Consider the following 13,564-nt stretch of genomic DNA (forward strand, 5'->3'; position numbering starts at 1 on the left):
ATGGATATTCTTCACCTCTTTTGGAACCTCGTCCCCGTCACGCTGGTGCAGGGTCTGACCTATGCGCTGATCGCGCTGGCGATCATGATCCCGTTCCGCATCCTCTCGGTCCCTGACCTGTCGTCCGAGGGGGTTTTCCCGCTGGGTGCCGCCGTCGCCGCCGCGCTGCTCAGCGCCGGGGCACACCCGCTCATCGCCACAGCTTGCGCGGTGGCCGCGGGCTTCCTTGCCGGGGCAACCACAGCGATGATCCACCTGAAATTCAAGGTCCATTCGCTGCTCGCCGGTATCCTGACCGTAACGATGCTTTGGAGCATCAACCTGCGGATCCTGGGCCGCCCGAACGCACCGATCTTTGGCATCGAGACACTCTACGACTGGATCAGCCCCGAGATCCTGCGCAGCCTGCCGTTGCAGATCACCGTCGCCGCCACGCTGGCCGTCGCGCTGGTGCTGGCGCTCTGGTGGGTTTTGCAAACCGACATGGGGCTGGGCCTGCGCGGTATCGGCGCGAACCCGCAGCTGGCCCCGGCGCTGGGGGTCAATCTGGTGCTCTATACCGCCGGGGGCCTCGGCCTCGCCTCAGGCATCAGCGCGCTGGCCGGAGCGTTGATGGCGCAATCGCAGGGCTATGCCGATGTCGGCATGGGTGTGGGCATGCTGGTGAACGGACTCGCCTCGGTCATCATCGGCGAGGCGATCACCGGACGCCGCACCCTGCTGCGCCAGATCGCGGCTCCGGTCGTGGGGGCCGTCGTCTATTACCAGCTTGCCTCGCTCGCGCTGGCGCTGGGTCTGAACCCGTCGGACCTGAAACTGGTCACGGGCCTGTTCGTTCTGCTCACCATCGGCTGGCCGGTGCTGATTGGTCGCAAAGTCTCGGGGGCCGGGCTGTAAGTCTGCCCCCGCAATATTAAGGAAAGATGTATGACCCCCTCGCAGAAAACCCGGATCGGGGTAGCCGGTTACGGGTTTATCGGTCGCGAACTGTGCCGCCTGATCCGCGACACGCCCGAGTGGAACCTTGAGCTGGCTTTCGTGTGGAACCGTGACAGGACCAAGCTGGCCGGGCTGCCTGCCGACCTGCCGCTGGACGATCTGGACGAGCTGGCAAGCCGCCAGCCCGATCTGGTCGTCGAATGCGCCCACCCCGCCGTCAGCGTGACCCACGGCGAGGCCATCCTGCGCGCGGCGGATTACCTGCCGTTGTCGGTCAACGCCTTCGCCGATGCCGCAACCGAAGCGCGGCTGGTCGCGCTAGCCAAGGCGCAAGGTCGGCGGATCATCATCCCGCATGGGGCGCTGATCGGGCTCGATAACCTCGTCGAGGTGCGCGAGATGTGGCAGGAGGTGACCATCACGTTCCGCAAGAACCCGGCCAATATCGACTTCGCCGACACCGATATCGACCCCACCCGGATCACCACGCAAACGGTCGTCTATGACGGCCCGGTCCGGGGCATTGCGGCGAAATTTCCCCGCAACGTCAACACGATGACCACCTGCGCGCTGGCCACCGTGGGGCTGGACCGATGCCGCGCCGTGCTGATCGCCGACCCGTCGCTCACCGTTGCCATCGCCGAGGTCCGCGCGGTGGGCAAGGACGGCTCGCTGCACCAGTCGCGCAAGGTTCAGCCGGTCGTCGGCGTCTCGGGCACCGAGATGCTGGCGGCACAGGTCGGCTCGATGCTGCGGGCCGCGCGGGTGTCGCAACCGGGGTTGAGCTTTGCATGAAGGCCCTGCCCAACCTCGATGCCAGCCTTGATGGCGACGCACTGAACGCCGCCTATAACCCGGTCGCGTATGTCGGCCCGACCGTATTCGCGCAGCGCATGGCGGCGTATCGCGACGCCTCGGATCGGGCACTGGCAACGCTGCCGGTGCAGGCCGGTCTGTGCTATGATCCGGCCAGCGGCCAGTGTCTGGACCTGTTCCCGGCCGGCCCGGGCACGCCGCTGGTGGTGTATATCCACGGCGGTTACTGGCGCGCCCTGTCGCGGGCCGAGTCGCGCTTTCCCGCCCTCGGACTGGTTCCCGCGGGCATCAGCTTTGCCACGCTCGACTACGCGCTGGCCCCTGACACCTCGCTGGTCGAGATCACCCGCCAGTGCCGCGCAGCGCTCGCCTATCTGTGGCACAATGCGCAGGCTCTTGGCATTGACCGCAATCGCATGATCGTCACCGGCAGCTCGGCTGGCGGGCATCTGGCGGCGATGCTGATGGTCGCCGGCTGGCAGGCGGATTTCGGTCTGCCCGAAGACGCCCTTGCCGGCGGCGTGCCGATCAGCGGCCTGTTTGATCTGTCGCCCATCGCGCGCAGTTTCGTGCAGGCGTGGCTGGGGCTGGCACCGGCGGATATCGCCGCTCTCAGCCCTTTGTCTTATCCGCTTGCGCAGGGCTGCCGCGCGATTCTCGCCTGGGGGAGCGATGAGCCCAGCGGCTTTGCCACCCAGTCCCGCGCGCTGCAGCAGGTCTGGCGCAACGCGAGGCTGATGGAACTGCCGGACCGCGATCATTTTGATGCCGCGCTGGATCTGACCGATCCTGACAGCCCATTGTTCAAGGCCCTTGTGTCGCTTATCCCGGTAAGAACCGCGTAATTTTAGGACGGCCCCGCCAATGACCGCCCCGCCTGTCAAACCCGCCCCCGGCGATGCGCGCATCCCCGTTCCGTTTGAAGTTCATGAACTTCTGTCGCATCTGCTGCGTCGGGCGCATTTTGCCGCCGAATCCGCCTTTCCCGCCGCCTATCCCGGCCTTGAAGTTACTTCACGCCAGCTGGCGCTGCTGTTTGCCATCAACCGCAAGCCCGGCTCCAGCCAGACAGAACTGGCCGAGGCCGTCGGCTTTGACGCCAACACCTTCAGCGATCTGGCCAAGCGCAGCGAGCGCAAAGGGTTGCTCGAACGCATCCGGTCGTCCGACGACCGGCGCGCCTTTGGTCTGTACCTGACCCCCGAGGGCCGCGCGATGGTTGCCCAAGCCGCCGCGCTGACTCCGGCGTATCAGGCAGGTCTTGCCAAAAACTTAACGCCCGAGGACGCGCAGCAGCTTGTCGTCCTACTGCACCGGATGCTCGGACTGCGCTGATCAGCGCCGACGGGATCAATAAAACCTGGCTGCGCGGTCGCCGAACACTGTTCGCACGCTACATAGCCCCCTGTTGGTCACCAACGGCCAATGTCAGATCGCAGAGGGCTGCTATGAACCGAGTCATTTATATCGTCGGCCTTGTCGTCGTTGTCTTGTTTATCCTGAGCTTTTTCGGCTTGCGCTAAGTGTTGCTCGCCCGTTGGCCACCTGGCGCCGCGGGCGAGACCCCTCTGATTCGCGTCACAGCAACCGCAGCAGTGCCAGTCCCGCCAGCAGCGCCACCGCCGCGCCGATGGCGAGCTCGAAGACGGTCAGTGCCTGCCCGATCCCGCGCCCCTGCGGCAGCGCCAGCACAACGCCGCGCCGCATCAGCGCCGAGGACAGCGCCGCGAACAGCGTCACCATCATCGTGCCCAGCCCCATCACGAACGCGCCGATGATCCCCATAGCGTCCAGATCCAGCCGCCAGGTCAGGATCAGCAGGAACAGCGCGCTGGTGCAGGGTCTGAGTGCGATGCCGACGATCAGCACCGCCGCCTCGCGCCAGCTTTGCGCGGCCAGCACCGCCTGAGGGTCGGGGCCGTGGGAATGGCCGCAATGCGCGTCATGATGGTGGTGATGGGGGTGCACCGGCGCGCGCAGCCGCCGCAGCCCGCGCCAGACCAGCATCAGCCCCAGCAGGCCGATCACCGCGAAAGAGGCAGGCTCGATGAACGCCGCCAGCCCCTCGACCCGGTCGCGCGCGCCGCCCAGCAGCCAGACCCCGGCGTAGACCGCCAGCACCGCCACCGCCGCTTGCGACAGGCTCGACAGCGCCGCGATCAGAGCCAGCCAGCGCAACGACGCGCCCGAGGCCGCGCCGTATGCCGCCATCACCGCCTTGCCATGCCCCGGCCCGACCGCGTGCAAAAACCCATGCGCGAAACACAACGCCAGAAAGCCGGTGACCGCGCCCGGCTGGCCCGCCCGCAGGGCGCGCAGGGCACCCGCCAACGCATCCTGTGCCTCGCGCTGCCAGACAATCGCGCGGCCCGCCAGCCAGTCGGTCGCGCCCGAGGCAACCAGAACCACGGCCAGAACCGCGACAAGGATCAGGGCAATCAGGGCTGTGCGGCGCATGTGATGCTCACGGTATCGGCAAAGGCGCCGCCGACCTGCGGTTCATTCGCGCCTGACATCAGATCGGCCTCGGTCAGACTGCCCATCGCCTGCTCATAGAGCTGCTGCGCCGCCTCGACGTCGGGGGCCTGCGTGGCGATCCGACAATCGCTGCGCCCCTCGATCACCGGCGCTCCGGTCAGGGCGTAAAAGCTGTAATAGCTGGGATCGTAGACCTGCAGCGTCAGGCTGTCGGCGGCCACCGGCGCAACCAAAGCCCGCTCGAACGACACGATCAGTTGCCCGTCGCGATACGCCGCCTGAACGCCTTGCGGCCCGGCCAAGGCCACCGTATCCGCGCCCTTGTGCAGATAGAAATGGCCGTCGAATTCCGGCGGCCAGTGGGAATAGAGGTCCGTCAGCGCCGCCGTTTCCGCGTCGCTGAGCACCCCGTCACCGTCGCCGTCCATCCCCTGATCGGCGAGAATCAGCATCGAGGTGAAATCATCCCATGCCCAGACAAACCCCACCGCCGCCAGATCCCCGCCCGCATCGAATCGCAGGGTCAGCGTGGTGTCGATGAACTCGTGCGGGTGCGCCACGGCGGCCACGGGGGCCAGACCCAGCAGCGCGACACAGGTAAAAAGGGATCGGTTCGGGTGCATGCCGGTTTGGTAACCGACCCGCGCGCGCAGTGCCAGTCACAGCTTAGCGCGCGACGGCCTGACCATCGGCGTCGGTGCTCAGCTCGGTGCACACGACCAGAATTCGCGCATCGACGGCCCCTGCCGAGGCATACAGATGCCCCCGCGCGCTGTCGAAATAGAGACTGTCGCCCTGCCGGAGCGTGACCGGGGCCTTGCCCTCGGCAAACACCGTCACCGCGCCCTCCAGCACCAGCAGGAATTCCTGCCCCGGATGGCGCACGAAATCCTCGAAATCCACCAGATCATGCGCTTTGAGCGAGCCCATCATCGGCACCATCGCCTTGTTGCGGATCTCGGGGAACAGCATTTCATAGACGTAATTGGGCGTTTCCTGCCGCTGGAACGTGCCCTTGGGGGCCACGGCGAAACTGCCTTTGGCAAAAGAGGTGCCCTCGGCCGAGAAGAACTCGGACATATCGACGCCGATGCCACGCGCGAGTTGCAGCATGCGGTCATAGGTCAGCGACATCAGCCCGCGTTCGGCCTTGGAAATGGTGGAAACGGCCAGCCCCGAGCGCTCGGAAAGCTCGCTCAAGGTCCACCCCCGGTCGCGCCGAAGCGCGTGCAGGCGACGGCCGAAATCGGCACGCTGGGTGTCAGGAGAGTCGGGACTGATTGACTGGATACGGGTCGACATGCCGCAATCATAAGCGCTTCCCGCCGCCGCGCAAATCATTTTTCGTATCGGAAAATTTTCTCTTTCCTATACGCAAATTCATGCTAGCGTCCTGACCAAAGCAAGGAAAGTTGGACAATGGTGACGGCACAAACGCGGGGAATCGTGGTGATTGGCGGCGGCATGGCGGGGGCTTCGGTCGCGGCTGAACTGGCGCTGGCGGGGCAGGATGTTCTGCTTCTGGAACGCGAATCCCAACCCGGGTATCACACCACCGGACGCTCGGCGGCGCTGTTCGCGCCGACCTATGGCCCGGCGGTGATCCGCGCACTGACCCGCGCCTCGATTGCCGCGTTCAACGCGCCGCCTACCCCTGAGCGTCCGCACCCGCTGCTGCGCCAGCGCGACGTGCTGTTTCTGGCCCGTCCCGACCAACAGGCCGAGCTGGAGGCGATGCAGGCCGAACTGGGCACGTCGGTCAGCCTGATCTCGCCCGACGCCGCGCGGGCCCTGTTGCCGATCCTTCAGGACGACTATCTGGGCGGTGTGCTGCTGGACCAGAGCGGCGCCGACATTGATGTCGAAGCGCTGCACCGCCACTACCTGCGCCAGTTGGGCACGACGGGCGAGGCGCGGATGAAGGCCGAGGTGACGGGCCTGTCGCGTGACGGTCAGGGTTGGCGGATCGAGACACCGCAAGGCGAGATCCGCGCCGAGATGGTGATCAACGCAGCCGGGGCCTGGGCTGATGTGCTGGGCGGCATGGCGGGTGCGGGCACGATTGGCCTGACGCCCAAGCGGCGCACCGCCGTGCTGGTATCGCCGCCCGCCGGGTGCGCTGTCGAGCACTGGCCGATGGCGGTGGACATCGCCGAGCAATTCTACCTGCGCCCCGATGCCGGAAAACTGCTGCTCTCGCCCGCGGACGAGACCCCCTCGCCCCCCTGCGACGCGCAGCCCGAAGAGCTGGACGTCGCCATCTGTATCGACCGCATTCAGACCGCCTTTGACCTGCCCGTCCGCCGGATCGAGCATAAATGGGCCGGTCTGCGCTCGTTCGTCGCCGACAAGGCCCCCGTCGCCGGGTTCGCGCCCAGCGCACCGGGCTTCTTCTGGCTGGCAGGTCAGGGTGGCTATGGCATCCAGAGCGCCCCGGCGCTGGCGCGCACCGCCGCCGCGCTGGTGTTGGGCCAGCCGATCCCCGACGACATCACCGCCGAGGGCGTGACCGCTCAGGCCCTCTCTCCCCTTCGCAAGGCGCTTGCCGCATGATGTACATCATCCCCCTGATCGGTGCCGTGTTGCTCGCCTCGGGCCTCGCCATTGCCTATGTGATCGGCGGGGCGACGGTGCTGACCTTCTGGGCCACCGACAACACGCGCTATCTGGCGATCCTGCCGCAGCAGATCTTCTCCAAGATCGACGTTTTCGCGCTCATGGCGATGCCGCTGTTCATTCTGGCCGGGGAAGTGATGAACCGGGGCGGCGTGACGCGGGTGCTGATCCGGCTGGCGATGGCGATTGTCGGACGGATGCCGGGCGGGCTGGGGCATGTGAACGTGCTGACGTCGGTGTTTTTCGCGGGGATCTCGGGCTCGGCTGTGGCCGACAGTGCGGCGGTGTCCAACACGCTGGTGCCCGCTATGACCGAGCAGGGCTACAAGCTGCCCTATGCAGGCGCGATCACCGCCGCCTCGTCGATCATCGGGCCGATCGTACCGCCGTCGATCATCATGATCTTCTACGGCGCGCTCATGGGCACTTCGGTCACCGCGCTGTTTATCGCCGGTATCGTCCCCGGCCTGTTGCTGGCCGGCGCGCTGATGCTGCTGAATGCGTTTTTCGCCTGGCGTGACGGTCACCCGCGGCTGAGCCGCGCGGAACTGCCCCCCTTCTTCCCCACCCTGCTGCGCGCCCTGCCCGCCCTGTCGATCCCGGTGATCATCGTCGGCGGCATCGTCTTTGGCTGGATGACCCCGACCGAAGCCGCCGCTGTCGCCGTCTTCGCCGCCACGCTGGCCGGGTTCTTCTACGAACGCTTCGGGATCGCCACCCTGTGGGAAGCCCTGAAACGCACGGCGATGCTGTCGGGCTCGATCTTCATGTTGATCGCGGCGGTGTCCGCACTGGGCTATCTGGGCGCACTGGAACGCCTGCCCGAAGCCATCGCCGCCAGCGTGACCGAGCTGGGCCTTGGCCCGCTGCAGTACCTGATCCTGCTGAACGTGATCTTCCTGCTGGCGGGGATGGTGCTGGATATTCCCGTAGCACTGGCGCTGCTGGTGCCGCTGCTGGCCCCGGTGGCCATCGCACAAGGGGCCGATCCGGTTCATCTGGGCATTGTTTTGTGCTTCAATCTGTCCATCGGCCTGATCTCTCCCCCGCTCGGCGGCTGCCTGTTGGTGGTCTCGACCGTGACGGGGCTGAACTACTGGCGGCTGGCACGCGCGGTGCTGCCCTTTCTCGCCGCTGAAATTCTGGTGCTGGGCCTGCTGGTCTGGCTGCCGGACCTGACCCTCTTCCTGCCGCGCATGATGGGATTGATGGGCAACTGAACCACGCAAGACCACGACAAAAAACAACATGGAGGCTCTAATGACACTGAAACACCTGCTGAAAGCCGCGAGCGTGATCGCGCTCATCACCGCCTCGGGCGCTGCTCAGGCGCAGATCAAGGTCGCTCTCGACAGCCCCGCCGATCTGGACGGCTCGGGCACCTATGTCTGGGCGCATGCCTTCGCCACCTACCTCAATGAGCATGGCATGGAGGCCGAGGAATACCAGCGCGGCGCTCTGGGCGGTGACGACGAGGTCTTTGATCAGGTCACGCAGGGGCTGGTCGAGGTGGCCATGGCCCCGCTGGGCATCGCATCGTCGATTGACACGATGATCAACGGGCTGCGCCTGCCCTATTTCTTCTCGGGCATCGAGCAGATCGACCACGCGCTCTATGACAACGGCATGCTGGCGCGCATCAATGAGGGTATCACGCCGGCAGGCGTGCGCATTGCCAGCGTCGTGACCGTCGGACCGGCGGCGGGCCTCTTCAACACCCGCCACCCGATTGCCACGATGGCCGATATGGCCGACCTGCGCATGCGCGCGCTCGATCAGGCGCAGATTGACCTGTTTCAGGCATGGGGCACCACCGGCACCATCGTCAGCTGGGCCGAAGTGCCCAACGCGCTGCAGACCGGCGTGGCCGATGGCTATGTGAACCCGGCCTTTGTGCCGCTGCTCTTCGGGCACACCGAGTTCCTGCACTATTACACCCCCGCCGACATCATCACCTCGATGCGCAGCGCGATCATCTCGGAAGACTGGTACGAAGGCCTGTCCGACGAAGAGCGCACCACCGTTGACGGCGCGATTGCGGCGGCGACCGAGGCGAACCGTGAATGGCTCAGCACCCAGACCGGCGTGCATGCGCAGCTGGAAGCGGCGGGCGTGACCATCACCGAACTGACCCCCGAGGCGCGCGCCGAATTCCAGGATGCCTCGGCTGTCACCTACACCACCATCGTCAACGCTGACGAGCTTGCCGCCTGGCAAGCCGCCATCACCGAGTAACAGGAGCGCGCGCGATGCTGACGAAAACTGCCCGTGGACTGGACCGGGTGTCATCCACCCTCAATGCCGTGGCGATTGTCGGCGCGGTGCTGGCGGTGCTGACGATGGTCTATGCCGCAAGCTGGCAGGTCATCGCGCGTTATTTCCTCTCGGCCCCGCCGGTCTGGACCGAAGAACTCGCCCGCCGGGCGATGGTCTGGGCCGGTATGCTGGGGGCCTCGGTCGCGTTTCGCGCCGGGGCTGACCCCACGCTCTTCCCACAGGCCGTGCTGTTGCGCGGCAAGCTGGGCGCGCTCTGGACCGTGCTGCGCGGCGCGGGCGTCCTGCTCTTTGCCGTGCCGATCCTGTGGTTCTCGATCTATGGCCCCGGCATGAACCCCGCGCGCGGGTTTCTGGGCCGCTCGCTGGGCCGCACCGCCGAAATGATCCCCATCCCGATGATCTGGTTCACCGCAGCCGTTCCCGTGGCCTTCGCGCTGATCCTGATCCATCTGGCCGCAAAACTGGCGCTTTCAGCGACGGGTCAGACCGACCCCGCGCTTGAGCTGCGCGACGGAAAGACCCCATGAAGACCTTCATTGCCTGCCTTGCCACCGAGACCAACAGCTTCTCGCCCCTGCCCACCGCCTTGTCGGGCTTTGAAGAGGGCATGATCCACCACGGCGACGCCACCAAAAGCGCGCCGAAATACTGGACCGGCGCCATCAACCTGTGGCGGACCGAGGCCGAGAAACGCGGCTGGGAGGTTGTCGAGAGCCTCGCCGCCTTTGCCCAGCCCGCCGGTCTGACCCTGCGCAAGGTGTACGAGGATTTCCGCGACGAGATCCTGCGCGATCTGAAAGCCGCGATGCCGGTGGACATTGTCCTGCTGCAGCTGCATGGCGCGATGATTGCCGATGGCTACGATGATTGCGAAGGCGACCTGATCACCCATATCCGTGCCATTGCCCCTAATGCCAAGATCGGCGGCTCGCTGGACCCGCATTGCCACCTGACCGACGCCATGCTCACCCAAGCCACCGCGCTGATCTGCTTCAAGGAATACCCGCATATCGACATTCTGGAGCGCGGGGCTGAGCTGTTCGCCTTGCTGGCCGATGCGGCTGAGGGCAAGACCAACCCGGTGATGCGCGACTATGACTGCCGCATCATCATGGCGATGCCGACGCCCGAAGGTCCGATGCGCGCCTATGTCGACGCGATGACGGCACGTGAATCCGAGCCGGGCGTGCTCTCGCTGTCGCTGGCCCATGGCTTTCCGTGGGGCGATCATGAGCGTACCGGCGCGCGGGCGCTGGCGATCACCGATGGCGACCCGGCGCTGGCCGAGAAAACGGCGCGCGAGCTGGGCGAAAAGCTCTGGGCCGAGAAAGAGGCGATCTTCCAGGAAGTCCTGAGCATCGATGCCGCGCTGGACCTTGCCGCAGGCCACAACCAGGGCCCCATCGTGCTGGCCGATATGTCCGACAACCCCGGCGGCGGCGCGCCCGGTGACAGCACCTTCATGCTGCGCGCCATGCTGGAGCGCGGGCTGACCTCGGTGGTCTCGGGCCTGTACTGGGACCCGCAACTGGTGCGGCTGGCCGAGGACGCCGGCGAAGGCGCCACCCTGCCCGTCCGCCTTGGCGGCAAGACCGGGCCGATGTCGGGCGACCCGCTTGACCTGACCGTTACCGTCAAGCGCATCGCCAAGGGCCTTACCCAGCGCTTCGGTTCGCTGCCGGTTGAGCTGGGCACCACCGTCTGGCTGAGCATCGATGCGGGCACGCCCGATCCCAGCGACAACATCGACCTTGCCGTCAATGATGTGCGCACACAGACCTTCCACCCCGAGGCGTTTACACAACTGGGGATTGAGGTTGCGAAGAAGCGGCATGTTGTGGTCAAGTCCTCGAACCATTACCGCGCGGGCTTTGCGCCCATCGCCAGCACCATCATCCCCGTCGCCCCTCCGGGCGCAATCACACCGGATTTCACCGCGATTCCGTACAAGAAACGCGCGCTGAACTACTGGCCCAAGGTGGAGAACCCCTTCGCATGAGCAACACGCTGATGGCCGAACGCGACGCCTTTCTGGCGCGCCATCCCGAAACCACGCTGACGCTGGACGGGCGCAGCTGGGGCTTGATCGACACCGGCGGCACGGGCGATGTGTTCTTGTTCATGCCCGGCACGCTGGGCCGCGCGGATGTGTTCTTCAAGGTGATCGAACCCATGGCCGCGCATATGCGCGTGCTGGCGGTGTCGTATCCTGAAAGCGGGGGCGTGGTAGACTGGGCGGCCAGCCTGATCACCCTGCTCGATCAGCTCGGCGTGGCCAAGGTGTCGCTGCTCGGCTCGTCGCTGGGCGGCTTCGTCGCGCAGTATTTCGCGGCCACCTATCCCGAGCGCGTGCGCCACCTGTTCGCCGCCAACACCCTGCATTCGCTTGCCGGGATCGGTGAGCGTCCGCCCTATTCCTCGGACCTGTGGGCGGCCCCCATCGACGAGCTGCGCCGTGGCTTCGCCATGGGCCTGAGCGCATGGGCCGACGCCCATCCCGACCAGCGCGAGGTGATCGACTTCCTGCTGGCCGAAGCCGCGGGCCGCATCCCCGAAATGGAAATGCGCGCGCGTCTGGACGCGCTGAAAACCGGCCCGGTGCTGCCGCCGCTGACCAACACCGCCGATACGGCAACCACCATCGAGTCGCTGGATGATCCGCTCATCCCGGCACCGATGCGCGCCGCCGTGCGCGAACGCAACGCGCCGGGCCATTCCTATCGCTTCCTGTGGGGCGGGCATTTCCCCTATCTGGTCCGCAATGAAACCTACGCGAACCTGCTGCTCTCGCGCCTTGGGCGGGTCCCCATGGGCGGCGAATGGGCTGAAAACGACGGGGTTTTTGAAGCATGAAGATTCTTTCCAACGCCGATGTCGCAGAGCTGCTGCCCATGGCCGAGGCGATCGACGTGATCGACACCACCATGCGCGGCGTCTCGGACGGCACCGCGCAACTGCCGCTGCGGCATGTCGTGCCGGTCGGCGGGGCGAATATGATGGGGGTGATGTCGGGCTCGCTGGCCGAGCCCAGCTGTTACGGCGTCAAGCTGGTCAGCCTGTTCCCCGGCAACCCTGACAAGGGCCTCTCAGGCCATCGCGGCGCGGTCGTGCTGTTCGAGGCCGAGACCGGCGGCGCGGTGGCGATGATGGACGCAGGCCTTCTGACCGCGATCCGCACCGCCGCCGCCAGCGCCGTTGCCACCCGCGCGCTGGCCCGGCCGGATGCCGAGCGCCTGACGATTATCGGCACGGGCGAGCAAGCCGAACATCACCTTGCCGCCATGCTGGCCGTGCGCCCGATTGCCCATGTCCACATCGTCGGCCGCCGCGCCGAAAAGGCGGCGGCGATGGCCGTCCACGCCGGCCACGCCTATCCGGCGCTGGTGATCACGCATGGCACCGACGTGCAAACCGGGATCAAAGGGGCCGACATCATCTGCACGGTCACAAACTCGGCCACCCCGGTGTTGCAGGGGGCGTGGCTGGAGCCCGGCCAACATGTGAACATCGTCGGTTCCTCGGTCGCCTCGAAGCGCGAGGTGGATGCCGATGTCGTCACGCGCTGTGAGTATTTCTTCGACTACCGCCCCTCGCTGCTGGCGCAGGCCGGTGAGATCGTCGAGGGGCTGAAAGCGGGCGCTTTCACCGAAAGCGATCTCAAATCCGAGATCGGCAGCGTTCTGAACGGTGCCCCCGGTCGCAGCTCGGCGCAGGCGATCACCGCGTATCGCTCATTGGGAGTCGTGGCGCAGGATCTGGCCGCGGCCCAGCATGTGCTGGACCGCGCGGTCGCTGAGGGTCGCGGTCAGGACGCGTCTTTCTGATCAGTTCAGGATATCGCTGAGCAGTCCGACAATCGCCAGAATCTGCATCGTTTCGCTGTCGACCAGCACCACCTGATTGTTGACGATCTGGTACTCGCGCCCGCGTGGCGCGGGGCCAAACCGATAGCCTTCGCGCCACTCAAAGCGTTGGCCGCGATGCCCATAGCCACCGACACGCGCGTGCCGATCATGGCGGTCGTAGCGGTCGCGGTCATAGTAACCGTCGCGCCGGTCATGACGGTCCGCATGCCGCCCGCCGTGACGCTCGTCATGGCGACCGTGGCCGCGTTCGCCGCGGCTGGGGCAACCGCGCGCACCATAGTCGCAGCGCGCATAGCCAGAATGACCACCCCTGTCTGCCGAAGCGGTGGGAACAAAGGCAAAGGTGCTGACCACGGCAACACCGGCAATCACAATGCGTTTCATGGGTCTATTCCTGTTCATGGGAGCGGCCCGTCCGACATCGTCAGCCCGGCCACCTGATCAGCGGTACAACGCACTCATCCCGCCGCCGGGTCCAGCGCTGGTTTCCCACTGGGCGTCTCTCCGCCGGTCGCTTTCCCGCGCAGGACGATTGACAAGTCTTTCTTGCCGATCCAGCTGTTTTCTTGATG

General features: G+C 66.2%; 15 protein-coding genes. 11 read left to right on the forward strand and 4 right to left on the reverse strand.

Annotated elements, in window-relative coordinates:
• Genes EAE28_RS00925 through EAE28_RS00940 form a run of 4 tightly spaced genes read left to right on the forward strand, consistent with a single transcriptional unit; the run spans position 1 to position 3,090 of the window.
• Positions 1 to 897: an ABC transporter permease gene (locus EAE28_RS00925; RefSeq protein WP_127103941.1), complete on the forward strand. Its 897-nt coding sequence runs from the start codon at positions 1 to 3 to the stop codon at positions 895 to 897.
• A 30-nt stretch (positions 898 to 927) separates the two neighbouring features.
• Positions 928 to 1,734 (forward strand): aspartate dehydrogenase domain-containing protein, encoded by an 807-nt coding sequence (locus EAE28_RS00930; RefSeq protein WP_127103942.1) that lies wholly within the window; start codon positions 928 to 930, stop codon positions 1,732 to 1,734.
• A complete protein-coding gene (locus EAE28_RS00935) occupies positions 1,731 to 2,600 on the forward strand; it encodes an alpha/beta hydrolase (protein WP_127103943.1) in 870 nt (289 codons plus the stop codon). Before EAE28_RS00930 ends, EAE28_RS00935 begins: the two co-directional genes overlap by 4 nt.
• A 19-nt stretch (positions 2,601 to 2,619) precedes the next feature.
• The gene (locus tag EAE28_RS00940; RefSeq protein WP_127103944.1) at positions 2,620 to 3,090 is read left to right on the forward strand and encodes a MarR family winged helix-turn-helix transcriptional regulator; all 471 of its coding nucleotides are present in this window, start codon (positions 2,620 to 2,622) and stop codon (positions 3,088 to 3,090) included.
• 243 nt (positions 3,091 to 3,333) lie between these two features.
• On the opposite strand, the gene EAE28_RS00950 is transcribed toward EAE28_RS00940, so the two are convergent.
• The 3 genes from EAE28_RS00950 to EAE28_RS00960 are packed head-to-tail and all read right to left on the reverse strand — an operon-like array spanning position 3,334 to position 5,535.
• Entirely contained in the window at positions 3,334 to 4,212 is an 879-nt protein-coding gene (locus tag EAE28_RS00950; protein ID WP_164736509.1) for a nickel/cobalt transporter, read from the reverse strand.
• The gene (locus EAE28_RS00955) at positions 4,194 to 4,856 is read right to left on the reverse strand and encodes a DUF1007 family protein (protein ID WP_127103946.1); all 663 of its coding nucleotides are present in this window, start codon (positions 4,854 to 4,856) and stop codon (positions 4,194 to 4,196) included. Before EAE28_RS00955 ends, EAE28_RS00950 begins: the two co-directional genes overlap by 19 nt.
• A gap of 43 nt (positions 4,857 to 4,899) precedes the next feature.
• On the reverse strand, positions 4,900 to 5,535 hold the full coding sequence (locus EAE28_RS00960; protein ID WP_127103947.1) for a helix-turn-helix domain-containing protein: 636 nt from the start codon (positions 5,533 to 5,535) through the stop codon (positions 4,900 to 4,902).
• Positions 5,536 to 5,652: 117 nt separating this feature from the next.
• Between EAE28_RS00960 and EAE28_RS00965 the strand changes: the two genes are divergently transcribed.
• Genes EAE28_RS00965 through EAE28_RS00995 form a run of 7 tightly spaced genes read left to right on the forward strand, consistent with a single transcriptional unit; the run spans position 5,653 to position 12,950 of the window.
• Positions 5,653 to 6,786 (forward strand): NAD(P)/FAD-dependent oxidoreductase, encoded by a 1,134-nt coding sequence (locus tag EAE28_RS00965; protein WP_127103948.1) that lies wholly within the window; start codon positions 5,653 to 5,655, stop codon positions 6,784 to 6,786.
• Positions 6,783 to 8,069, forward strand: a complete 1,287-nt coding sequence (locus tag EAE28_RS00970) for a TRAP transporter large permease (RefSeq protein ID WP_127103949.1) — start codon at positions 6,783 to 6,785, stop codon at positions 8,067 to 8,069. The genes EAE28_RS00965 and EAE28_RS00970 overlap by 4 nt, the downstream gene beginning before the upstream one ends.
• A 40-nt stretch (positions 8,070 to 8,109) precedes the next feature.
• Positions 8,110 to 9,084 carry a TRAP transporter substrate-binding protein gene (locus tag EAE28_RS00975; protein WP_127103950.1) on the forward strand — a complete coding sequence of 325 codons (975 nt, stop codon included), beginning with the start codon at positions 8,110 to 8,112 and terminating at the stop codon, positions 9,082 to 9,084.
• Positions 9,085 to 9,098: 14 nt separating this feature from the next.
• Entirely contained in the window at positions 9,099 to 9,653 is a 555-nt protein-coding gene (locus tag EAE28_RS00980) for a TRAP transporter small permease (RefSeq protein WP_127103951.1), read from the forward strand.
• On the forward strand, positions 9,650 to 11,125 hold the full coding sequence (locus EAE28_RS00985) for a M81 family metallopeptidase (protein ID WP_127103952.1): 1,476 nt from the start codon (positions 9,650 to 9,652) through the stop codon (positions 11,123 to 11,125). The genes EAE28_RS00980 and EAE28_RS00985 overlap by 4 nt, the downstream gene beginning before the upstream one ends.
• Positions 11,122 to 11,979 (forward strand): alpha/beta fold hydrolase, encoded by an 858-nt coding sequence (locus EAE28_RS00990; RefSeq protein ID WP_127103953.1) that lies wholly within the window; start codon positions 11,122 to 11,124, stop codon positions 11,977 to 11,979. Before EAE28_RS00985 ends, EAE28_RS00990 begins: the two co-directional genes overlap by 4 nt.
• Positions 11,976 to 12,950 (forward strand): ornithine cyclodeaminase family protein, encoded by a 975-nt coding sequence (locus EAE28_RS00995; protein ID WP_127103954.1) that lies wholly within the window; start codon positions 11,976 to 11,978, stop codon positions 12,948 to 12,950. The genes EAE28_RS00990 and EAE28_RS00995 overlap by 4 nt, the downstream gene beginning before the upstream one ends.
• On the opposite strand, the gene EAE28_RS01000 is transcribed toward EAE28_RS00995, so the two are convergent.
• Positions 12,951 to 13,376, reverse strand: coding sequence for a hypothetical protein (locus EAE28_RS01000; protein ID WP_127103955.1), 426 nt, complete (start codon positions 13,374 to 13,376; stop codon positions 12,951 to 12,953).
• Between the last annotated feature and the right edge of the window lie 188 nt (positions 13,377 to 13,564).

The organism is Pararhodobacter zhoushanensis, from assembly GCF_003990445.1.
Taxonomy (GTDB): Bacteria; Pseudomonadota; Alphaproteobacteria; order Rhodobacterales; family Rhodobacteraceae; genus Pararhodobacter; species Pararhodobacter zhoushanensis.